The 23,415-nt window shown below is 51.1% G+C and carries 20 protein-coding genes and 3 pseudogenes; 11 read left to right on the forward strand and 12 right to left on the reverse strand.

The features are described from left to right. Positions 1-397: 397 nt before the first annotated feature. From K5E40_RS32530 to K5E40_RS32540, 3 genes are all read right to left on the reverse strand, one after another. A complete protein-coding gene (locus tag K5E40_RS32530; protein ID WP_221734253.1) occupies positions 398-1,141 on the reverse strand; it encodes a histidine phosphatase family protein in 744 nt (247 codons plus the stop codon). Between the two features lie 428 nt (positions 1,142-1,569). Beyond that, entirely contained in the window at positions 1,570-1,881 is a 312-nt protein-coding gene (locus K5E40_RS32535) for an EthD family reductase (protein WP_169906573.1), read from the reverse strand. Between the two features lie 304 nt (positions 1,882-2,185). Beyond that, positions 2,186-3,235, reverse strand: a complete 1,050-nt coding sequence (locus K5E40_RS32540) for an LLM class flavin-dependent oxidoreductase (RefSeq protein ID WP_221734254.1) — start codon at positions 3,233-3,235, stop codon at positions 2,186-2,188. 511 nt (positions 3,236-3,746) lie between these two features. Between K5E40_RS32540 and K5E40_RS32545 the strand changes: the two genes are divergently transcribed. Further along, positions 3,747-4,361 carry a TetR/AcrR family transcriptional regulator gene (locus tag K5E40_RS32545; protein WP_221734255.1) on the forward strand — a complete coding sequence of 205 codons (615 nt, stop codon included), beginning with the start codon at positions 3,747-3,749 and terminating at the stop codon, positions 4,359-4,361. Between the two features lie 446 nt (positions 4,362-4,807). On the opposite strand, the gene K5E40_RS32550 is transcribed toward K5E40_RS32545, so the two are convergent. The 6 genes from K5E40_RS32550 to K5E40_RS32575 all read right to left on the reverse strand — a co-directional run bounded on the left by K5E40_RS32550 (position 4,808) and on the right by K5E40_RS32575 (position 11,186). Next, positions 4,808-5,212 carry a phosphate ABC transporter substrate-binding protein gene (locus tag K5E40_RS32550; RefSeq protein WP_221734256.1) on the reverse strand — a complete coding sequence of 135 codons (405 nt, stop codon included), beginning with the start codon at positions 5,210-5,212 and terminating at the stop codon, positions 4,808-4,810. An 11-nt stretch (positions 5,213-5,223) separates the two neighbouring features. After that, complete coding sequence (locus tag K5E40_RS32555; protein ID WP_221734257.1) at positions 5,224-6,381, reverse strand: hypothetical protein; 1,158 nt, start codon at positions 6,379-6,381, stop codon at positions 5,224-5,226. Positions 6,382-6,408: 27 nt separating this feature from the next. After that, positions 6,409-8,028 (reverse strand): methyl-accepting chemotaxis protein, encoded by a 1,620-nt coding sequence (locus K5E40_RS32560; RefSeq protein ID WP_221734258.1) that lies wholly within the window; start codon positions 8,026-8,028, stop codon positions 6,409-6,411. A 673-nt stretch (positions 8,029-8,701) separates the two neighbouring features. After that, positions 8,702-9,358 carry an NADPH-dependent FMN reductase gene (locus K5E40_RS32565; protein WP_221734259.1) on the reverse strand — a complete coding sequence of 219 codons (657 nt, stop codon included), beginning with the start codon at positions 9,356-9,358 and terminating at the stop codon, positions 8,702-8,704. A gap of 373 nt (positions 9,359-9,731) precedes the next feature. Continuing rightward, complete coding sequence (locus K5E40_RS32570; RefSeq protein WP_221734260.1) at positions 9,732-10,106, reverse strand: nuclear transport factor 2 family protein; 375 nt, start codon at positions 10,104-10,106, stop codon at positions 9,732-9,734. Positions 10,107-10,178: 72 nt separating this feature from the next. Further along, positions 10,179-11,186, reverse strand: a complete 1,008-nt coding sequence (locus K5E40_RS32575; RefSeq protein WP_221734261.1) for an alpha/beta hydrolase — start codon at positions 11,184-11,186, stop codon at positions 10,179-10,181. A gap of 325 nt (positions 11,187-11,511) precedes the next feature. Here K5E40_RS32575 and K5E40_RS32580 point away from each other — a divergent pair, with 325 nt between their 5' ends. Continuing rightward, entirely contained in the window at positions 11,512-11,730 is a 219-nt protein-coding gene (locus K5E40_RS32580) for a hypothetical protein (RefSeq protein WP_221734262.1), read from the forward strand. Beyond that, a pseudogene (locus K5E40_RS35255) lies at positions 11,700-11,988 on the forward strand (IS66 family transposase); the annotation flags it as partial. The gene K5E40_RS32580 and the pseudogene K5E40_RS35255, both read left to right, overlap by 31 nt. Before the next feature lie 500 nt (positions 11,989-12,488). Here the strand turns inward: K5E40_RS35255 and K5E40_RS32590 are convergent. Then, positions 12,489-12,941, reverse strand: coding sequence for a helix-turn-helix domain-containing protein (locus K5E40_RS32590; RefSeq protein ID WP_221734264.1), 453 nt, complete (start codon positions 12,939-12,941; stop codon positions 12,489-12,491). A 159-nt stretch (positions 12,942-13,100) separates the two neighbouring features. Between K5E40_RS32590 and K5E40_RS32595 the strand changes: the two genes are divergently transcribed. From K5E40_RS32595 to K5E40_RS35265, 6 genes and pseudogenes are all read left to right on the forward strand, one after another. Continuing rightward, the gene (locus K5E40_RS32595; RefSeq protein ID WP_221734265.1) at positions 13,101-13,787 is read left to right on the forward strand and encodes an NADPH-dependent F420 reductase; all 687 of its coding nucleotides are present in this window, start codon (positions 13,101-13,103) and stop codon (positions 13,785-13,787) included. Position 13,788: 1 nt separating this feature from the next. Then, on the forward strand, positions 13,789-14,751 hold the full coding sequence (locus K5E40_RS32600) for an SDR family oxidoreductase (protein ID WP_221734266.1): 963 nt from the start codon (positions 13,789-13,791) through the stop codon (positions 14,749-14,751). A gap of 89 nt (positions 14,752-14,840) precedes the next feature. Further along, positions 14,841-15,782 carry an SDR family oxidoreductase gene (locus K5E40_RS32605; RefSeq protein ID WP_221734267.1) on the forward strand — a complete coding sequence of 314 codons (942 nt, stop codon included), beginning with the start codon at positions 14,841-14,843 and terminating at the stop codon, positions 15,780-15,782. Positions 15,783-15,819: 37 nt separating this feature from the next. Beyond that, on the forward strand, positions 15,820-16,440 hold the full coding sequence (locus K5E40_RS32610; protein WP_221734268.1) for an NADPH-dependent F420 reductase: 621 nt from the start codon (positions 15,820-15,822) through the stop codon (positions 16,438-16,440). Between the two features lie 88 nt (positions 16,441-16,528). Then, positions 16,529-16,744, forward strand: coding sequence for a nuclear transport factor 2 family protein (locus K5E40_RS35260; RefSeq protein WP_260456216.1), 216 nt, complete (start codon positions 16,529-16,531; stop codon positions 16,742-16,744). 315 nt (positions 16,745-17,059) lie between these two features. Continuing rightward, a pseudogene (locus tag K5E40_RS35265) lies at positions 17,060-17,211 on the forward strand (transposase domain-containing protein); the annotation flags it as partial. 250 nt (positions 17,212-17,461) lie between these two features. Here the strand turns inward: K5E40_RS35265 and K5E40_RS32620 are convergent. Then, positions 17,462-18,886, reverse strand: a complete 1,425-nt coding sequence (locus K5E40_RS32620; RefSeq protein WP_221734269.1) for an aldehyde dehydrogenase family protein — start codon at positions 18,884-18,886, stop codon at positions 17,462-17,464. A 1,119-nt stretch (positions 18,887-20,005) separates the two neighbouring features. Between K5E40_RS32620 and K5E40_RS32625 the strand changes: the two genes are divergently transcribed. Together K5E40_RS32625 and K5E40_RS32630 are read left to right on the forward strand one after the other, a co-directional pair. Beyond that, on the forward strand, positions 20,006-21,631 hold the full coding sequence (locus K5E40_RS32625; RefSeq protein WP_221734270.1) for an MFS transporter: 1,626 nt from the start codon (positions 20,006-20,008) through the stop codon (positions 21,629-21,631). Positions 21,632-22,128: 497 nt separating this feature from the next. Continuing rightward, positions 22,129-23,304, forward strand: a complete 1,176-nt coding sequence (locus K5E40_RS32630) for a DUF1329 domain-containing protein (protein ID WP_311775993.1) — start codon at positions 22,129-22,131, stop codon at positions 23,302-23,304. Here K5E40_RS32630 and K5E40_RS32635 read toward each other — a convergent pair. Continuing rightward, positions 23,293-23,415, reverse strand: a pseudogene (locus K5E40_RS32635) (IS30 family transposase); the annotation flags it as partial. The gene K5E40_RS32630 and the pseudogene K5E40_RS32635 overlap by 12 nt on opposite strands.

The following is a 23,415-nucleotide window of genomic DNA, read 5'->3' on the forward strand; positions in this document are numbered from 1 at the left end:
GACTTCAGACTAACAATGCAAACCTGCGTCGCTGCGCTCCGACTGCCTGGCCGGATGAGCGTGGAACGGGTGGCCGGATGTTGGTGGACTGGGTGGCCGGATGGCGTGGAATGCGCACTTTTACGCGTCGACCTTTGCCTCGGTTTCAGCCACGAGTATGCTGAGGATGTTAGGGTTATGCACGAACGCCTCCTGTGGGCCTTTGAGGGTTTTCGCCCGAATAATGCCCAGCGAATTTCTTCTTTCCTAAGGGCTTCACACACCATTCGATTCTCTTGAACAAATTACTCCAGCTCAGTGGAATCACTACTGTGACGTTAGAAACGGAACAGTAACCCTCAATGGTTTACACCTCGTAGAATAGCTTTATACCCGACAGACTCACCCATGGAATAACTTATTGTTTTTCTGCGTTGGAGTAATATAGCTCGTGAACTCTCTCCCCTGTACGTTGGTCGAAGACTTTGCAGGGATCGTAGGGAGTGATATTAACCCCTCTCACCAGGCATTTAACTACCTGCTGGCCGATTAAGTCCAAGTCAATAATGTTAAGACAGGCATGGTCCTGCTCAAGGCCCTTTACGCAGTGGCGATCTCCGCCCATTGCCCAGGCTAGCAATATTCGATTTACTGCGTCGTGACTGACAATAAGAAGCGAACGCCATGACGACTCGCTGACAATAAGATGAAATTGTTCAAGAACACGAGCCTCAAAACTATCCCAGTCTTCCCCGCCCAAAAACGTTGCACCCACCTCGTCCATAGTTTCGAAGGCAACACCGATTTGATCGTGGCGCTCGTGCCGCGGAATGTTGCCCTGGCAGCCAGCCTTTATTTCCCTGAACGCTTCGGCTCGCTCCAACATACCTTCCTGTTCATCTAGCAGAATTCTGGCGGTTTGATAGGCATGGGGATAATCCGAGCAAACCGCCCGGTCGAATGTAACATCCTGCAGCATGACGGCAAGCTCGCGAACCTGACGAATACCCTTATTGGATAGTTTTAAATTGCAATATTCCAAGGCGTTAGCGTCTTTCTGGAAAGATTCTATATCTCCGTGACGAACCAGATAGCAACGCCTCCGAAAACGGCTAATGGAGTTACTTGGAACTACGGCGCAGGTGAACGCGTCAACTTTCATCTCATCACCCTGGAACAAGATTTACGCAAACCTGAGAAAGCATTGTGCTTAGGCACCTTAGCCAAATTTTAATGATTGGCATAATCGAAACCCAAAAAAGCACATCACAAATAGTTAAAGCTTAAAATTATCTGACAACTCAAAAGCAAGGTTTTTGGTGATTAATTTTAAATGCTAAAACCAAGAAGCATAGCGACACCACGAATAAAGAAATTAAACACTATACAACTACAAAATCACTCACCATCTCCACAGCTTTTTCAAAGATTTTCACCGAACAACATCAGTTGGAGTATGTGCACACCCTCAAAAGTCTAACATCGTCAGCCAGTACGCGCCGTACAAAAAACCATTCCAACTGCTCACTTAAGGAATCGCGCCGATAAATAATTAATCTCAACGCGACTCCTTGTCCACCGCGGCTTTACTTACAGCTCATCTTTAATTTCCATTACCAACGCTGTCATGCCACCAGTTGCAAAATTTGCAGCGTCCATTGATGCCTTCATACCCTCTGAAGACATCTGAGATTCCTCTAACGACTCCAGATCAGCATAACCAAGTAAGGCGATACGATAGTATGGGCCTCCGCCACCAACGATGGTTATAGGCCCCTTACTGACAGAAAAGCTTTTCAGATGAGGGATCGCCTTAACAAGTGGCGTGTGGACCTCTTCATAGTATTGGTCGAAAGCTGCGGGGTCCGTTGGAACTCCGTAAAGAACTATCACTTGATACATTGGTTTTCCTCGCTCTGTTTGATGGTGCATCTGAATACAGAATATTGCTTTTTGCATACTGTCAAATGTATACGTATGGCCATTCAATTACGCATCAGTTTTAGGGCAATGGTTAAATCTCGAGCCCTCGCTATCAGAACTATTTTTTGGCCACCTCTGAACATTGCAGTATGGAACCGTTCCTGATTTATGGATTTTTGATTGCTGCCGGAGAATCACACAATCACCCGAAATCCACCAAAGTAGAATATGTAGGGCCTGAGATATCAAAAAACTCAAACTCTACGTTAATTATAAAACTTGATCATTTATGAAAGTGCGGAAGAACATGCTCTCCTAAAAGATCAAGAGTACGCATATGTTGTTCGTGACTCATAGCATCAACGGTCAAAATCACTTCATCCACACCGCGGGACTCAAGCGCCCTCAGTGCGACTATAATATCATCAGGTGTACCAACCATAATGGACGGGCTGAGCTCTATGAGTTTGTCAAGGTTTCGCTTATATTCCACAATACGCTGAATACCGGCAAAGTACTCATACGTAGGTTCCTTAGCCAACGGCAAATAAATATCCAAAATGAACTGAACATAAGCAAAGGCTCGCATTCTTACCTCAGCCAATGCGGTTGCTCGATCAGCTGCACAATGAAAAACAGGCACGTAATAGCCATATGAATTATTCACACGATCATTAACTGGAGTTGCGCTTCCTATTGTATCGCGGTAAGCGCTAATACACTCATCTATGTAGTCCCATCCAAAAAAATTATCGAAGGTAAGTATTCCAACGCCGTACTCAGCTGCCAGTTTGTGAGAGTCAGGCCCTGAACTCACAGAAAACAAGTGGGGAGATGGTTTCTGCAATGGCCTAGGATTGACCTTAACTTCTTCAAAAGGCCAGTACTTTCCATTGGGGTTAGAGACCACACCTTTGGTCAGCGTCTGCCCAATTACCGTTATCGCCTCCTTCCAGCGATCTTTGGTCTCGGCTGGCTTTACACCGAAGGCCTGCATGACTAATTTATTGTTGCCGCGAGCCGTACATAGTTCTGCCCGTCCATTAGATAAAATATCGAGGGTCGCTAAACGCTCTGCAACCGTAATTGGATTATGAAACGGGATCGTAACGGCCATGTAGCGAATAATTATATTTTTAGTAAGCGCCGCGACAGCACCATAGAGCGCGTCAGGGGCTGAAATAGTCGGACCATCAATAAAGTGGGCCTCAGATGTACCCCAGCAATAGAAACCGAGCTCGTCTGCACGCACCGCCTCGCGGATCATGTCGTGCATTTTCCTTTGTGGCGGTGTGCCAGCCAACGCACCGTCGGAGATTATGCCGATTTTCATTTACGTTCCTCGTGTTTTAGGTGTAGGCCGACATGACCCAACTTTACTAAATACGGTTGCTCATGCATTCGGACAACCGCCAATCAACTGGCGCGCCAAATTGCACTGAACTACTGCCCGACTGCCCCCCTAGGGATCGCCGCCGCGATCATCGAGCCACGTTGCAAAACAACTGTTATGCATCCTTGCACAGCAGTTTTTTTTACGCAACACCTGTTTTGTAAAAAACCATAAGCCTATAATCACGACATGCATGGCCAACTCGATGCCTGATAAAAGGTGGCGCTGAGTAGCTGGGGAGTGGTCCAGCGCGATAGCGTCTAGTCCGGGGGATGCAGTATGCTGGCACGGCGACGATCAGCCTCACAGCAAGACCATTTTGGCAGACCGTTGATTGGGCTTCTGCTTCAACGCATACCCATTTTGCTTTACAAGCCGGTCGAATCATTTTTTTTGCGCGCAGCGTTTCTTTTTGTAATACGCGTTCTAAGAACGCTAAATTGGAGTAGTTATGCCACGGGTAATAGATCACGAGGAGCGTCGCAACGAGGTGCTAGCAGCGACCTGGAAAGTTGTAGCGACTGAGGGACTAGAAGCAGCGACAATCCGAAGAATTGCAATTGAAGTAGGATGTACAGCGGGGCTTGTGACGCATCATTTCGCCAATAAAGATGAAATTCTTGTAGCGGCTTTGCGTCAGGTACACGTTGCCGCGGCCAGGAGAATGGCATCGCACCTGTCTAGCGAATCCCCGCTCAAAACGCTTTACGCGGTTCTCCTTGAGGTTCTGCCACTCGACGATGACCGTAAGCTTGAGTGGCGTGTATGGATAGCGTTCTGGGGACAATCGCTTGGTAAGCCTTACCTGGCTCAAGAGCTCCATAACCGCTATTCTGAATGGCGAAATGCCATAAGCGGGCTCATGCGGGCCGCTCAGCGTAGCCAAGAGGTCTCTCCACAACTTGATGTGCGCCTTTGGACAGACATCACGATCAGTCTTATTGACGGATTAGGACTACAGGCTATACTGGAGCCACAATACTTTAGTACTCAACGGCTCAAAAAAGTTTTGGCTTCACACATGGAAAAACTCCTGCAAGACGTAAATCTAATTGAAACTTCTTAAAGTCATTAGATAAATCGCCAGGATTTAGTTTCAATTTAATCAAATGACACAAGCCCCTTCGATAGACTTTTTACCGACATTATTAGCAGCACCTTACGCCCCTCACTGATTAATTATAGTTAGTGAGATGTTGCTCGACGCTTTAATCGGCAAGCAATAAATTCTATCACAAAGCAATACTCCGACAATTAATTAACCATGTCATGCATGGTTACGTTTTAGGGGGGGGCAGCACAACTAAATACTGCAAAATGAATAAGATCTACTGATGCGTCAACCGAGCAAGCCAAGAACTACATATTCTAAATATTGATGCATTTCACGTACGCTGGTTCTCGTAAAGCGATCTGACAGCCGCGGACATAAATACGTATTTTAAAAGGCCAAACGGAATTGTTTACGCTGATTTCGAGCTCGCATCAAAAATTCCATTTGTATTATCGTGCTTAGGGAAGAATGAAAAGAATTTTAACTTTTTCTGTAGCTGAAGCTCTATCGATATAGCCAATAGCATCAGGCTCAGTGCTTATCTTAGCAACCACGGCCGCATCGTCAGCGACACTTGGAAGCGGTTGACCTTTGCCGGTAAAAACCAGTCCCGACCAATACGATTTTAATTGCGACTCGTTTTTATTTACGATTGCACCATAGAACTTTTCCTTAGCGGGGGTCCAGTCCTTCTGGTCAATTCCTTTAAGTGACTTATCTTTACCCAGGAAAATGTTCGCTACGTCGGATTGCGAAGGTGTAACGCTGCCCCCAAGATTTACTATTACTGCAACTTCGGCCTGCGCTGCATTGACAGAGAAAATCAGAATGCAAACGCCAACAGCACTATTAAACGTTTTCATGGGAGCTATCCTTAGAATACAAAGTCCACGCCGACACTGACAATGTCGCCATCATAATTGCGCGAAGGAGTTCCCGAAACCCCACTAGTTGCGGCGTTAACTGCATGATCATAGTTTTCCTGAGCACTCTCGACGAACACACCATTATATTTCCCGCTCGTATCGACTCGCTTGTACTCACCTTTGACAATTATGGTAGGTGTAATATTGTAGTTCAAGCCGTAAGTCCAAGAACCTTGACGACCATTATCTTCATCTAACTGAGCATAAGTGATGTGCGCCAAAAAATTGCCATAACGGCGGCCACCCATAAGGTAAAAAGCTTTGCTGGCTGCGTTACCGTCAGCTTCGATGACGCGACGAGTAAGCTCATTAGAGGTAAGCCAAGTACCATTGTCATACTGATAGCCGACCGATGTAAACTTACCTTTTTGCTTGTTCAGGTTACCAAAATTAACATCGGAACGATCACCCGATGAAGTGGTTACGACGGAGTTGTAGGCGGAGTCAATATCGGCTTCAGTGTAGCCTACACGCAGTGTACCGAAACTATTTGTAGCAAGACTGATGTTGGTAGCGAAGATCTTCTTGTAATCAATGTCGTACAGCTTGCCTAATCCAAAAATATCACGATTCACGGCCTGGCCTGCGGCGACTTGGAAAGTCACGGAACCAACCGATATTGGCATTGTATACAAGGCGTCAGCACCTTCGTAATTGCTAAGCTGGACCTGACCATAAACTTCGTCCGGTAGCCGTAACCACGGGTAGGTAAAACCCACATCCAGCGTTTCGGAATACATGTAAACGGGGTTGCGAAGGCGGCCGGCGCGCAACATCAAACGGTCAGTGGTTTGCCAGGACAGATAAGCCCACTCTAGATTGGCCTTCCAGTTATCTTGTTGGGGCTTGACGGTGGCTTGCAATGTAACACCGACGGTGTCAGTAATACCGTACTGGATTTGGCCGCCCAATTTAGACAATTGATCGCCACGCCACGAGCCATTTGTCTGACCCGTTACACCGTAGGCACGTCCGCTGTCTTCTCCTCCTAAATGCGTAATACCTGCAGTACCGAAGCCATTCAGGCGATATTCACCTTGTTCCAACGCAAAGGAAGATGTACTCAATAGACATGCGGATAGACCGAGGAATCGAATATTTCTCATTTTTTGATGCTCTTCGGGTTGCAAGGGTTAGACACGAAATTGCACTGTAGCCGCGCGTAAATGATCTCCGGTACTTACTAACTGCTCGCCAAGACGCGCGGTGGCATCGGCCCCATGCGTAGTGGTTTGGGTATCCCTCTGCAGTACTTCTGTATCTTTCTGAATTGAGTCGGACAGACTAATCTGCTCTTGGGTAAACTGAGCAATACCAGCATTAAGTTCATTGATCTGAAGAACTGACTTGGCAATGACTTCCAGGGTTCGGGTAGCCTCCACTGAACGTTTAATGCTAGCCTCAGCTTTTTCCCCATTAAGAGTCATCTCGCTCAAAACACCATTTGCGCTTTGTTGTAAGCGTTGAATAATATTTTGAATTTCTGCTGTTGAAATAGCCGTCTTTTGGGCCAAATTGCGCACTTCGTCAGCCACTACGGCGAAGCCACGACCTTGCTCTCCAGCACGAGCGGCTTCAATAGCTGCATTGAGAGCCAGCAAGTTTGTTTGTTCGGCAATGTTGCGTATAACCGTCAGTACAGAACCGACTTCTTGAGTTTCCTCTTTCAACTGCTGCATCGCCTGCACCGAGCCCAACACACTACTGCCCAAATCACTGATGCTGGAGGACAAGCTACCGATATTCTGCCGCGCAGCTTCGGCTCGTTTCGAGGCTGCCGCGGCCTCCTCCGAAGCTTGCTGCGAGCGGCGTGCCACCTCCTGGATGCTCTGCGTCATAGCGGAGATGTCGCGGCTGATAGAATCAGTGCGGTCTTGCTGAGAACGCGTGTTTTCTTCTGTGTCTTGGGTTAAGCGATACAACTCTTTGGACATTTGACCCAAAGGGCTAGCCGCGTTTATGATTTGCCGCATAGTGCCCTGCAACTTGTCGAGGAAGTCGTTAAAAAGCTTGATCATCACTCCTATTTCGTCCTGTGTTTCTACGTTGACACGTCGGGTAAGATCGCCGTCTCCACTTGCAATAGATTGAAGGGACGTGATAACTCCATGAACGTTATTCATGACGCGGCGGATCACAATCACCGAACCGGTACTTACCAATAGCGCCAACATGATGCTTAGACCAAAACCCACTCGAGTTGTCGTAGCATTTTCGGTACGTGTTTTCGCTAAATTCGTTTGGAAATCCTCATAAGCGTGCTTGCGGAATAAATCTCCGGCTTTCTGCGCTTGATCTAGATCGCTCGCCATCCGGCCTAGGCTTGGACGCAGGTCTTCAAAGGCAGCGCCTTTTAACAATTGCTCAGTCGCAGAAAATGCGTTTTCTGTATAATTCTTTACGGCTGCAATCCAAATGATAAGCTCTTGATTTCGTTGGGGTTGCTCCTGGGTCAAATTTTGTAATGTTCGCTGCTTAATACTAATCTCGTCCAACACTTTTCGCGCTTCATGAAAGGTTTCCACTTCTCCAGCGGCAACTGCGCTATTCAGTAGACCAGGAATGCGCGAGAACTGGAAAATCACCGCATCGGCGCTTTCGAGAGTCGGATAACTTTGCTTTTCTAAAGCCACAAGCCGGATGTCATTATTGTCCAGTTGTATGGCGGTAAATGCCACGAATAGCAATAGACCGACAAGCGCCACAATAGGCGGCAAAGAGAGCTTGAATGTCAGCGATATACTTTTCAGCATGAATAAAGCTCCCCCCTCAGGACTCATGGCAGGGCATAATGACAATAAGATCTACGTTTTTTTATTACCGCAAAATCAAAATCCCTATGATTCGCCTACTACTACAATGCAAAACATGACCAGCCATGAGTGTTCAGTGAGTGCTGATTAATACTTCAGTACCAAGCACAACAAGAAGGGCACAGTTGACAAAAAATCACCGAGTATTGTAGGCGCTTCGATTCCAGACATTGAACTACAATTCGACTGCTGTCACTATTACATACGAGCAACCCTCAACTTGGCATTGCTCGCAGGCAACGGTGAGATTCGTGACATCCTAGTAATCATGATAGCCGGGGAATATATCCGGCACTGGCTAAGCAGAGTACAAGGTAACCTTGCGTGCAGTGAAAACATTAAGAGCGCCCCATTTACCCTCCATAAGTGGAATCTATAACAGCTCAGTTCTCTCCAATTAAACTACGCGACAATCAATTGAACGTCGATGCCAGAAGTATGATAGACGTTACGGCCATATACGCTGAGATGAACGTAGGCACCCAGCCGACTATGTGCTCCTGCTTCAACTTGAAACAGCAAGTGACAGCCAGAAATAAACACGTCAAAACCGCCACATAAAATAGGCGAAGCAACACTTTACTAGACTATTTTCAGCCTCAGCGCAGAGGTATTAACTATGATTTTTATCAGTACAGCTGAAGCTCATCACTTGCTGCGCTACCAGTGCCAGCGACGAAGCAGCGGAACTATCGGAGCAACTCCCGTCTTCAGCGAATCGGCTCTCCAAGGTGTTGAAACCAGCACCAAACGGAGTCGGCCAGCCACGCAAAGCGTGAACGATAGTCCGCAGGGATGCCAACGTAGCGCCAGTCGCTTGCCAACCATAGGCCGTCACAATAAGCCCCACAGGTCGGCTGTGCAGATAGGGACGTTTATCCTTAGAGGTCTCTTCAAGCAGGTCAAGCGCGTTTTTCACCAAGCCTGATAGGCCACCATGGTAAGCAGGACTGGCAATAATCAAACCATCAGCGCTCCGTACAGCTTCGATGAACTCCCTTTCTGCGTCGTTGCGCTCTGAAGCAGGGTCATACATCGAAAGGGATGCGAGGAAAGGACCATCGAATAATATCGTCCGGGCTCCCTGCTCTTCGGCTGCTTTCAGCGCCATGCGTAATGCACGCTCTGTCGACGAGCCTGGTCGAGTTGTTCCGCCAATACCGACGATTAATTGGGGCGCGGGTTCACTAACGTAATTATCAACCGTCTCGTTCACGCTAGTAGCGCCCACGTGCAGCTTTGCTGTTGCCTCTCTCAGTATTTTTTGCATTGTCATCATCCGCTTCAATACCACGTAGATATTTATTTACAGACAGAAGTACTAAAATTCGCTTAATGTGCGAGCAGCAACTTAAAAGATGCCGTAGGCCGCACAGGAAAATCCAATCTTTATTATTAATTATCTCCGACACATCAACAAACCGCTCCAGCGCGCCGTCGAAAATTTAATACAGAACACAGGCTGCCAATATTCTTTTTAATGGCAATAGTCCTCGCCCACTAGGAAGCTAGCGCTTATTACATTTAACCATGAGTTGCATATGAGTCTACAGTAGCAACACGTTTCGCGACCAGAAAAACTTGACGGACTTTCAGGACAGCCGTTAGCCGACTCGAGAGCACTCGCGAGCGCGGCATTAAAATTATGTCTTTTGTTTATAGTAAGTATCTTTTTTTACGATCAATCCGTCTTCAAACTCCCATAGATCGCAGCCAATTGTATCAATGATCTCGCCACCAGGAGCCGTGCCCCGGACACGCCATTCACTCAATGCCTTATTGCCAAAAATCCAATTCTTTCCCTCAGTCCACTGAATATCAGGGCAGTCTGCGAATCGTTTGGCGAGTGCGGCTCGTATCGTGTCCCGACCACGTAAGGTTGTTCCTACAGCCTCTTTACCAGCGGGAGACAACATAACGCCTTCAGGCGCGAAAAAGCTAATGACAGCATCGGCATCATGATTGTTGAATGCGGCGATGATTTCATCAAGACGTGCAGCAGTAATCGATTCCGGCATCACAAATACTCCTAAATGGCGGTTAACTGGCTAGTAAGCCAACGCACTCAAAATTTAAAACTGGACGATGTCTCAGACACTAGCCTTTGTTGTGATTCGGAGCCCTTCTGACTCCTCAATCTGAAGCCTCAGCACAGCGAGATAGTCCGCAATATCACCGTTACTGGAAGGGATGGCCTTGCGCAGATTGACGAAACCATGAATGTTGCCGATCGCTTCCCGGAAAGTAACCGATACGCCTTCACGAATCAGCGCCGCTGCATAAGCACGGCCCTGATCGCGCAGCGGATCCAGACCTGCCGTCAATATCACAGCAGGCGGCAATCCTTTGAGATCTCCCTTCATCGGCACCGCTCGGTAACTTGATGCGTCAGCGCAATAATGAAATTGCATCCACTGCATACCTGCCCGCGTAAGCAAGAATCCTTCAGCGAACTCTTGATAAGAAGGATACTGCTCCCCCTCATCCGTGGATGGATAGATCGGCGCCTGCACGATCACCGGTACTTGCGCAGGTCGATCCCGTAAGTCCATCGCTGCAACAATCGTCAACGTGCCACCTGCACTGTCACCGCAAAGCACAAGACTTGTTACAGAGCGGCCCAGCAGTGTTGGGCTTTGCGCAACCCAACGCGCAGCAGCTTCACAATCGTCGGGTGCGGCTGGCCACTTCCCCTCAGGCGCACATCGATACTGAACGGAAACCACCGGCAGATCCAACACACGGCTCATCTCGGCGCAGAAACCCGCATGACTATCGAGATCGCCAAAAACAAATCCCCCGCCGTGATAAAAAACGACGACTGGACCGGCGCTACGATTTGCACGCACATCAAACAACCGCCCAGGAATCTCGCCAGCAGGAGTCGGGATTAAAAAATCCTTTGTTTCCGCGAGCTTGCCAACCGGCAAATCACAGATGCCAGCCCGTTTGCTGTACCACCCCCGCATGGCCTGCGGTGACATATCGCCACCGGTCTGTGACTCAGGACGAGCATTGTTCCAGGCCAGAAACTCGGCGGCGTCTGGACGGACGTACGGGACGGATTTGGTATGACCTTTGAGCACTGCGTCGTTCATTTAGGTTGTTCCCTATGCCTGAAGTCGGTGAAATCTTCGACCGTGATTGCCTGTGGGAAACATAACAGACGTTATCTGACATAACAACTGTAATGTAAAATCACTTCTACCCCTCCCCGTTACCTACGTCTAATTTCAGCAGCGTCTCCTGCAGCGGATCTCCAGTCACCTTAACGCGGTTGATATCTACCCTCCTCTACGATCGCGCCAAGCCTATAGGCTCTAGATTTCTGCAAGACGGTTTCAGCCGAGTGCCCCCTAATCCGCGAACCAAGGTTATGGGCCATAGCGCGCACCTAAAATTTCTGGAGGTAAAGACGTACGGATGGCACTCGATCGCATGGGCGGAACCGAGGTTGCCGACATTCTGCACTCACTGTTATTTGTAGGAGTCTTCTTACAATACGGCGATCTGCATACGGGTGATCTCAGCGTTCCAGTTTCGGATATGCGCAGGAAGGATTTAACCATCTGCGGCGACCAGCAGTTCGAGATCACCGAAGACCTAGCACTTTTGCCAAGCGCAGCGAGCAGAAGAGCCTGAGGCAAGCCGGTTTGCTCGATGACTTGCTTGCCACTCTTTTCGTGGCTATCGAAGCCGAGCTGAAGGCGGTCAATCCGCAGACCGCACAGGCCGAGCCACGTCAACAGTACAAGCGTACTCAACCGCTCAAGCAGTTCCCGTGCCCGCAGTACATTACGACAGGAAAACGCTCGATGCGCTTGCGCCTGCCAGATTGAGCACATAGGCGAAGACGTCAGCGAGGACCTCGATTTCACGGCTGGCCCGCTTACCGTTGAGTAGCACGTGTGCGTAAGCGCATAGATTTGGCCACCTGGTTGTGTTGCCACTGACCAGTCAATTGCCCCCGGTCTGATCAACCGTTTGAATTCGACTTGACCAGTAAGCACCATAGTGACTACTGACAGAGAACGACCTGTTGCTGCCGATCGCAACCGACCGCGCTGTGGGAGTGTTCTGGCCTCCTCGTTTAGCTCTCGAAGCCCCCGACACACAGCTGCGAGGACGCCGAGCAAGACGCTATTCAAAAGGTATGGCAAATGGCGCTGGTAATTCATGTCAGCAAACAACCGGGCTAACGATCATCCTTACTTTGATCCACATGCCGAGAATGTCGTGGAGTTCAGGTCGTGGCTTTAGCGCCTGGCCGGTTCCTCACCAAAAAAGTTCAGCGTGCCTGTCTCAGCTCGTGATTTCTATCAGTGCCAGTCGACCGGGGGCTCGGAAAAGACCGTTCTGGTTGCGGGGTTTCTGACCTCGTTTTTCGCTTGCCGTCTGCTTCATTCGTTAATCTCAGGAAACATACATCCGCCATTGCGGACCAGCGCCTTGACCTCTTCGCTTACCTGCGTGGGGCTTTGACTCAATCGAGTAACGAACTCGTCGAGGCCCCGTACGTACGACTTCGAATCGTGCTTCGCGCTCCAAAGGACGATGCTGAGCACGATGGGAATGACGTCCAGGCCCTTCTCAGTCAGCGTGTAGAAGTCCTTGCGCCTGTCGTCGGGGCTGGGCGCCTTCGAGAGAACGCCTTGCTCCTCAAGAAAGGCAAGTCGGGAAGCGAGAACATTGGTCGCGATTCCCTCTTCCGATTTCAGGAAGTCGCCGTACGTCTTCTTTCCCACAAAAACGATGTCGCGAATGATCAAGAGCGACCATCGGTCGCCAAAGATCTCCACGCCGTAGTTCACCGCGCAATGGGATCGAAAGTCTTCTTTAAGAATTGTCTTCATGGCTGAATCTTAGCATCGCTTGCATGCTGCAAGTAAAATTATCCATGTCACTTGCTTTTTGCAAGTGAAGCGACCAGCATGGGTCGTACGTTGAGTGAGGTCGCCGGATCGCACCAACAGCCCAAGAATGGTCAACCCCTACCTGCAAGGAGACTGCGCATGAGCACAATCAGCATTATCGGCTCAGGTAGCATGGCCGCAGCGATCGGGGGCCGTGCTGTCAGGGCCGGGCACACCGTTGAGGTGATGACTCGCGATCCCGCCAAGGCAAAGGCGTTGGCCGAGCGACTCGGGTCAGGGGCGACCACAGGTACGTTCCGTGCCGCCCCGGCTGGAGAAATTGTCATTCTGGCGGTGCCCTATTCAGCCGTACTCGATGTGGTGAAGCAGTACGGCGAAGCGCTGGCTGGCAAGCTTCTCGTCGACATCACTAATCCTGTCGCCCCTGACCTGACGAGCTTTGTAACGCCCACGCAAAGTTTCGGCGCGCAGGAGATCGCGAAAGCAGCGCCTGGCGATGCGCTGATCATCAAGGCCTTCAATACCCAGTTCTCCCAAGTACTGGCTGCCGGTTCGTTCGCAGGCCATTCGTTGGACGTCTTCCTCGCAGGCAACGATGCGCAGGCGAAGTCACGCATTTCGGCGTTCGTCGAAAGCCTGGGACTGCGCCCGTTGGACGTCGGGCCGCTGTCAATGGCGCGGACGCTGGAACACGTCTGCCTGCTGTCGCTGGGTCTCATGACCCACTCGGTCAAAAACAGCCATTTCGCGATCGGCGTCAGCCTTCCTGACTTAGCGCACGCGCATCAGTGCGTCTCGAATCACACTGCTCAGAAGGGCCAATAACATGCTCGTTTTCGTCACTGGCGGCACCGGCCACGTAGGTTCGTACGTCATCCCCGACCTCATCGCCGCCGGCCACGAGGTCGTTGCTCTGGCACGGTCTGACGCTTCTGCGGCAACGGCGTCCGCGCTCGGCGCCAAGGTCCGTCGTGGAGATCTTGCCGATCTCGAAGGGCTCAAGGCGGCGGCGGTCGAGTCCGACGGCGTCATCCACCTCGGATATAGGGCCGAACTGCTTCCGTCCGGCGGGATCGCTGCTTTAGCCGAATCGGAACTCGCGACCGTCCTCGCGTTTGGCGATGCACTGGCAGGCACGAATAAGCCACTGGTCGTTGCCGGCAGTATCGGCACGCCCATGAACGCGGGCAGGACGGCGCCTATCGGCGCACCGGTCAGCCTGGGCCGACCGGCGACCGAGGATGATCCCGCTCTACCTTGCGGTCCGATCGACTCAGGCACCCTATTGGCACGCAATATCGTGGAAAGCACTGTCGTGGGCCTTGCGGAGCGAGGTGTCAGGTCGTCGGTCGTGCGGATTCCCACTCTCTTGCACAGTGCGACCGGTCGCCTGCAACTGATCCTGCTCGCGAAAACCAAGGGTTTCGCCGGCTATCCGGGAGACGGCAAAAACCGCTGGCCCGCCGTGCACGTCCGCGACCTTGCCTCTCTGTTCCGACTGGCGCTCGAGAAGGGGGCCGCAGGTAAAACCTGGCACGCAATCGGCGACGAGGGAATCCCGTTCCGCGAGATCGCCGAGGCGATAGCCGCTCGCCTGGGAGTCCCCGCCGTGAGCATCCCCACGGACGAACTGATGCTGCCGGGCTACTTCGAGTTCCTGGCGGCAGTGGCCACGCTGGACCTCCCCGCGTCGAATGCCATCACCCGCCAGGCGCTTGGCTGGGACCCCGTCCAGCCCGGCCTGATTGAGGACTTCGACAACGGCCATTATTTTCCGCCGACGACCTGAGCTGACGGCGGGGCGCCGGATTACACAGGCGCCCGGCACAGCCCCCTTGCACCTTTTTTCGCACCCCATCACCTACGAGGAACACGCATATGCAGGTTTTTGTTACCGGCGGCACCGGCCATTCCGGTCCGTACATCATCTCCGATCTTATCGCCGCCGGCCACGAGGTCACGGCCCTGGCTCGGTCCGACAAAGCCGCGGAACAGGCTGTTGCGCTCGGCGCCAAGGTACGTCGCGGCAATCTCGAGGATCTCGACGGGCTAAAGGAAGCGGCTGCAGCCTCGGACGGTGTCATTCACCTCGCGCATCGGCAGGACTTGATTCCAACCGGCGGGATCAACGCCGTTGCGGCCGCGGAGCTTGAGATCATGCTCGCCTATGGCGAAGCATTGGCCGGAAGCGCAAAGCCGTTGGTCGTGTCTGGAAGCGTCGGCTCGCCGGGGTGGGAGGGCTTGGGCCGGCCGGCCACCGAGGAGGATCCGCCCCTTCCTGGCGGTGATCCGTACAAGAATACCCTACGGGTCCGGAACATCGTGGAAACCACGGTGATCGGTCTCGCCGAAAAGGGCATACGGTCTTCTATCGTGCGGATCCCTGAGATCATGCACAGCTCCACCGATAACGCCGGCTTCCTTCCGCTGTTGATCGGGCTGGCCAAGGAAAAGGGTGTCGTCGGCTACCCCGGAGACGGTGCCAACCGTTGGGGGGCCGTGCATGCCCGTGACCTCGCCACCGTGTTTCGCCTGGCGCTGGAAAAAGGTGCGGCGGGCAGAAGCTGGCATGCAATCGCCGAGTTGGCCATCCCATACCGTCAGATCGCCGAAGCCATCGCCAGCCGGTTGAATCTGCCGGCCGTGTCTATACCTGCGGATGTGCTGATGCTGCCTGGCTACTTCGGGTTCCTGGCGAATCTGGTCACGCTGGACACCCCGACATCGAACGCCATCACGCGCCGGGTGCTTGGCTGGAAACCGACCCAGCCGGACCTCTTCGCCGATCTTGATAGCGGTCACTACTTCCCGGCCGACTAACGCCGGAAAACTACCCGATTTCAAACGGAGACTGCACATGAGCACTATCAGCATCATCGGTTCGGGAGGCATGGCCGCAGCTATCGGCGGCCGTATCGCCAAGGCCGGACACACCGTCGAGGTGGTCAGCCGCGATCCCGCCAAGGCCCAGGCGCTTGCCGACAAGCTCGCATCCGGAGCGATCACGGGAACTTACGGCGCCACTCCGGCCGGCGAGATCGTCATTCTCGCCGTACCGTACACCCGTGCGGTGGCTGTACTGACCGACTTTGGGAAAGCGTTCGACGGTAAGGTGATCATCGATATCACCAACCCGATCGCTCCCGATCTCTCGGGCCTCGTTACCCCCCACGGAAGCTCCGGCGCGCAGGAGATCGCCAAGGTAGCCCCGATCAGCGCGCATGTCGTCAAGGCGTTCAATACCCTCTTCGGTCACGTACTTGCCAAGGATAAACGCCTCGACGCGTTCATCGCGGCGGACGATGCGGACACCAAGGCGCGTGTTTCGACCTTCCTCGAGAGTCTCGGGCTGCGTCCGTTGGATGTCGGCGGCCTGCAGATGGCCCAGACACTCGAATGGCTGGGTCTAATGATGATCGGCCTGGCTAAAAACGGCGCCGGCACCTGGGACATCGCCATGAATGTCGATATCGGCTGAATCACCGACACCACGTCCTCACCAGCAGGCCAGCAGTGTGTCCGGTTAGATCGGACACGATCCTGGATAAGGAAATGGAGAAATTTCGATGAGCACACAAGAGAACGTCCAGATTGCTAAGCATTTTTTTGCGGCCATGGGCCGCAGCGATAAGCCAGGTCTGCAGGCGTTGTCTGCCGAAGATATCGAGTGGATCATTCCTGGCGGGGGCTGGACGCTGGCCGGCACGACCAGGGATTGGCGGATTTGCTTCAGAAGGCCTGCGAAGTGGAAACTTCATTCCCAGACCCCACTGAATTTGTAGCGCAGGGAGATCGGTGTCTGATGGTCGGGTTCGCCACGGGAAAAGTTAAGGCCACGAACAGGACGTTCGAGGATCATTTCGTCTTCGCCGTGATTGTTCGGAACGGCAAAGTGACAAACATGCGCGAATATCGACACGCAAGCACTGGCACGCTCCTCCGGGATAGCGCGACCTGTTGGCGCTGATTGAAACAGCCCCACCTTGCCGAGTGAACATTGATACAGGGCAGATTGCTGATTTTGACCAACCCCAATGCGTGGCTGGCTTACAGATTCATGTGTGAGATTACCGACTTAAGCGCGGGGTCGCAGAAACCGGGCGGTAGCGCTCATGAGACTGATTCCATCGGCACGCACGACCAAACATAATCGGTATGCCTATTTCAAGGACGTCCTCACTCGCCAACCGAGCCAGCGGGCGAGCGAGTGAGATCTGAGTTACTGCCGTATAAATGGACGCTCGTTTAGCCACGCAGGCTATGTTCGGCGAACGCTTAACGATACGGAAATCTAATGGGGGTAAATTGCTCGCCGTAGGTTAGAAAACGCGGCGGAGGAAAGTGCCCGCACCACCGTAATTGACTACTGAGGTTAAAGATCTGCCACATCCAGAGAAGGGAAAGTCGGTCTACCTTTCGCTCTCGACCTTCCCAAACCATTGCTCTCCTGGGCCCTAAATTTCTGCGCTATGCTAAAGAGCGCAAGTCATAATTTAGTGCTAGGCATAACCAAGAATGGACTTCGTTTCTAAAAACTCATGAAACCCAAATTCGCCCCATTCACGACCGTTTCCACTCATTTTATAGCCACCAAACGGAGCAGCGAAATCAGGATTGGCTCCATTAATAGTGATCTGACCAGCGCGCAACCTCAAAGCTATACTTCTCGCCTTTTCAACATCGGCGGACTGGACAAAACCGGATAGACCGTAAGGCGTATCGTTAGCGATATCGATCGCTTCATCAACCGTACTGTATCCTATGATAGACAGCACGGGACCAAAGATTTCCTCGCGAGCGATAATCATATCGTTCGTGACATTTGCAAACACTGTAGGTTTTACAAAATAGCCTTTTTCAAGACCGTCCGGGCGCCCTGTTCCGCCGGCCACGAGAGTAGCACCTTCATCTAAACCCGCTAGGATCAGCTTTTGGATTTGATCGAATTGCGTCTTGTTCACTACTGGGCCAAGTTGATTATTGCCAATCGGGTCACCTACGGTAATAGCAGAGACAACCTTGCGAGTAATTAATATAGCCTCCTCCATTCGTGCCTGTGGTACCAGCATACGGCTAGGTGCATTACAAGACTGACCCGAGTTCATCATCATGGCAGTTACGCCACGCGTAACTGCCGCGCCAAATGCCTCGTCATCTAGAATGACGTTAGCGCTCTTACCGCCGAGCTCTTGCGCTACACGCTTCACAGTTGGCGCAGCGGCTTTGGCGACCTCGATGCCCGCTCGAGTCGATCCGGTGAACGAAACCATACTCACCTCCGGATGCCTGGAAATTGCCGCACCCACTGTTGGTCCATCACCATGGATAAGGTTAAAAACACCCGCGGGGACTCCCGCTGCATGCATGATCTCGGCGAAGATGTGCGCACTAAAAGGTGACACTTCAGACGGTTTCAGCACCATTGTGCAGCCAGTAGCAATCGCCGGTGCCACCTTGCAAACCAATTGATTCATCGGCCAGTTCCATGGCGTGATAAGACCACAGACACCGATAGGCTCTTTTACAATAAGCGTTTTGCCGCGCTCCTCGCGAAACTTAAAGTTTCTTAGAACTTCCACGGCACTCATCAGGTGAGCCATGCCCACAGGCACTTGAGCACTCTGAGAGAGACTCATTGGGGCTCCCATCTCCTCTGTGATGGCCTTAGCTAAATCGCCAAAACGTTTCTGGTACTCCATCAAGATACGCTGCAAAACCTTAATCCGCTCCTCGGGTCTCGTGTTCGACCACGGGCCAAACGCTTTCTTAGCGGCTTTACAAGCTTTATCCACATCGGCGGCCGAACCTAGTGCAATTCGTCCAACGATCTCCTCATTCGCCGGGTTCTCGATATCAAGAGTCTTCAGCGCCTCAGAAGGTTCCACCCACTGCCCATCAATGTAAAACTTAAGGTATTCACGCATTTAACTTCTCCGGATTAATCAACCACTAGAACGCCGACACACTCCAAAACGTCTGGAGAGGACAGCAAAAGTGCTTACGTTTAGGTATCGCATCCTTTAATCGACACTTCAAGATCGTAACTTCCGCCAAATGCCGCCCATCGCGATTCCTTAGCCTAAAGCTTCAGTGAAGTAAGATAGTCTGCTGTGTCGCAATTGATTTAAGAGCTTATTGTGCACGAGTTAACAAACCTATGAATGCTAACCGCCGTATACCCAAACTAGTGAGCCCCCCCTCTTGCGCAAACTCGTAAAACTAAGCGTATAAGGCAGCATTCTCTGTGGACGGGTAAATCCGCGCCCACTGACCAATTTCGTAAACCCATCTCTATAACAATTGTCAAGGTACCATTGGCACTGTCACCGCAAAGCACAAGGCATGTTACCGAACGACACAACTCGCCTGGACCTTGTGCAATCCACCATACGACGCCCCCAAGACTGCCCCCCCCGCGGATGACCTATTCACCTTGGACACGCACCAATAACGGACAGAAACTAGCGGTAGACGCAAAACTTGGCTCATTTCGGCGCAAAAGCCGGCGGGGCTTTCGATGCCTCCAAAAACGAAACCTTCCCTCCGATAAAAGCTCACTGGATCTGCACTGCGGTTCGTCCGAGCATAAAATAAATCCGCGGGCACTTCGTCATCAGTCGAACTCGGAGTGCACAAATCAGCTACCTGTAAAAGTTCACCAACGGACCGTTCACGCAGGCCCGACCGCTTGCCATAGCGAGTTCTGACGCTCTGTGAAGCAAAATTAATATCAAATTTTGGTTCCGAACGACTGACGTTCCACGCGACAACCTCCCCGGTCTCCGGAAGGGCGCAGCGAGAGCCGGGGGCATTGGTCTGAGTCACGCTCATTTCGGCCACTTTTTCAAAAGCCTACAGTCGGCGTAGGCGTCCGTAACACATCTCTCGTCGAAACATAACAGACGTTATGCCGCATAACAAGCGTTATGCAATGGCCCGCTTCATGCATGTGCTGAATTTGTAGGCAAGCAGGCCTTATTGGCTGCCTATCACTTGATAGATACGCACTTTTTTTGACCGGTTCAGAATTAAGGGCTTTTGAAATGACACTGTTGACAGAAGGCAAATGTAGTGATTTGATCAAATTAAGTTATGCATCCCCAGGGGCTGAGGCGGGCGCGGGAGTTATTAATCCCGAGCACCGCCAAAACACTCCATGCATCTATCAAAATAAAAAATGGGAGCGGCAGATGAACGTGGTACTACATACACTAAAGAAGAAAAAGCTTGGGATTGTCACTCGGACTTGTTTCGCGGTCGGAGGAATACCTTCAGGTTTTCTCATTGCACTGACCAGTACCTTCGTATTGGTTTTTTATAGTAATGCGCTTCATCTTCCTGCCAGTCTAATTGCCTTAATCCTCGGCGTTACTCTGGTTGTGGATGCGATCATGGATCCGTTTATAGGTTACCTTTCAGACAACTTTAACTCACGCTTCGGCCGTCGTCACGGCTTCATGTACTTGGCCATCTTACCGACGGCTCTATTCAATTATGCTATTTGGGCTCCCCCGCTCAATCTTGAGGGACTGAGCTTAGCTTTGTACCTTCTGATGATGCTCATCGGCATGCGTATTTCGTTGTCACTCTTCGAAGTTCCGAGTAGCGCATTACTTCCAGAAATGACGGAAGATTATGATGATCGCAGCCACCTCGCTTCGTCGAGGATTGCATTAGCCTGGATTGTTGTGCCCGCCTTTTCAGTTGCGGTCTATGGCTACTGGCTGAGCAGTACACCAGCTTTTCCGGATGGGCTTAGCAACCCTGAAGGCTATCGTCAAATTGGCTTCTGGTCATCTTTAATCGTCGCTGTCTCCATGATCGTTTGTTCGGTCGGTCTCCATCCTATGATCCCACGCTTAGCAAAGCCATCGCCTGGTGGACGCACAGGTGTAGCAGCAATTTTCGAACGGTGGCGTTCGTCCTTTGCCGAGCCGACAATAGCCCCGCTCCTGTTTGCCTCCGCAGCAACTGCGACCGGATTCACAGTCTATGCCGCACTTTTCTCCTACCAATTCGGGTATTTCTGGAAGCTGAATTCCGACCAAATGGCAGGTACCCAACTTTTGTGGTTACTAGATGGAGCCTTGGTGCTGCTGTCGCCGCTTATTATCACTCGAGTTGGCGACAAGAAGTCCATCGCATTATGGTCGTTGATAGCTATCTGCATAAGCGTAACACTGCCTGTCGCGCTTTACTTCTCAGGTCTAATGACTGCGAACTCTTCTGTACCAGAGTTTGCTGTGCTTAGCATATTCCTGTTTGTAGACACCGGCGCATTTATTATTATCATGGGCATGATAGGCGCAATGCTCGCAGACGCGACGGAACAGCTTGAAGTTAAGACAGAAAGACGACAGGAGGGCACGATTTATGGCGCTCAATCACTAGTAACGAAGACTAGCAGCGCAATCGGAATCGCTGTTGCTGGTCTTTTGCTAGACGCCATAAATTTTCCACAAGAGCACTTGGAAGGCATTCAACCTCTGGTGATCGAACACTTGGGTATAGCATGGGTGGGAGGGGGCGTTATATTTTACATCTTGGCACTTGCAGCCCTCTGCTACTACCGGGTAACCAGACATAGCCACGCGGCCACGATTGAGTTACTACGCCAGCGAAGAATTGTGGAGAAGACTTTAAATCTTGAAGAAAGCAAGCTGCCATGACCATTGATATCTGATTTAAAATTTCTACAAAGCTTGAGCGCACAAATAAAAGCAAACCAGCACAGCGCTAGCTTTATTTCATGGAATGAAATAGGTGAGAACGAATAATTTGACCATGCAGATCAATCGGTACCGTACCTACAGATCTGAGCTATGGCGACTTTAACTGCGGCCGCGCACCCGACAAGTTTGACGGCAGAAATAGCCTATTAAGGCTATCAGGAATAATAGACTAACCCGCAATTACAGTGATCAGTTCTACATACCAGACTTTGACAATACGCTTCTCAGAAAAAGATTTGTTTCACATTTATCAACACTGATGGACCATGCTCAGATGGGTGTTCTTTGCTGCAAAAAAAATGACTTAACTGGCATGACTTCCATCGTGCCTAAGAGTTCTCAGTTGCTAAGATTTCGAGGTGATTAACGTGATAACAGTGCCCTTCCTAAATCGTGTCCAAAACGTAGTTATCCATAAAGCTACGAGAACGTCTGTGTTTACTACTCTCTTTGCTCTGGCGACGTCGTCCGTCTTGGCGCAAGGTGCGGGACTGACCCCAGCTGGTGCAGAGCAAGCTGGAACTGTTAGCGGGATTCCGGAATGGTCCGCGCCGCAGCCTATGACGCCAGGTTGGAGTTATGGCGAGCCTCGGAAGAATTTCTTCCAATATAAGTCTGATGCTCCGCTGTACACCATCGATGCCAGTAACATCGACAAGTATGCAAGTCAGTTAAATCCTGGCCAAATCGCGCTTATCAAGAGCATCAAGGGCTACAGCATGCCCGTGTACCCGTCTCGACGTACTTGTGGTGTTCCTGACTTTGTTGCGGAGAATACAAAGAAAAATATCGGTTTTGCAAAGATGAGCGCAGATGGTACAGCCCTAGCTGATGCCTATACGCCGGGTATTCCATTTATCGAGCCCAAAACCGGGGCCGAAGCCATGTGGAATTCAAAGATGCGCTATCGCGGCGTTGGTGTAGAGCTGAGTCGCCTAATTACATCCGTTTCCCCGCGTAAGGGCGGTTCAGACTGGATCAAGCTCACTTCCGATTTATACACTTACTACCCATGGGGACTTAAGAGCGGAACCAAATTCGCTGAAACCGGCGGTATAGAAAGTATGACTTACTTCGGTTACGTATCACCCGTGGCACTGGCTGGTCAAGCCGCAACCTATTTGAATTCGGCAGATAAACCGCCGGAAGTATTTTATTATTTCCCGGGCCAGCGTCGTACTCGCCGCATGCCAACATACTCGTACGATGCGCCGCAGATTGGGTATGAAAATCAATATAACGTTGATGAATCCTACACATTCTCAGGTTTATTAGACCGATTCGATTGGAAATTAGTCGGTAAAAAAGAATTAATTGTCCCATACAACGCGCTCGGCATGTATGACTTTAACAGCAAACACGAAGACGTAATGAAATCAGACTTTGTCGCTGCCTCACAACGTCGTTACGAGTTGCATCGTGTATGGGTCATTGAAGCGACGGTAAAACAAGGCATGCGTCATTCCGCGCCTAAACGCAACTTCTACATTGACGAAGACAGCTGGGCACTTTTGGGCGCTATTGACTACGACACCCAAGGCAATATTTCAAAAGTCCGAGAGGGGTATGGGCGGTTGCAGGAACTGAGTGCAACACAGTTATTGAATTGAAGTGGGCGCATCGTGCCGCATAACCACGGCCATTTGCATCACCTCACCCATCATTTCGATCGGACATTTGAAATCGAAGCGTTTACGGGGGCGCATATTCAGTTGCAAGGC

Source organism: Pseudomonas baetica (genome assembly GCF_019733355.1).
GTDB lineage: Bacteria > Pseudomonadota > Gammaproteobacteria > Pseudomonadales > Pseudomonadaceae > Aquipseudomonas > Aquipseudomonas baetica_A.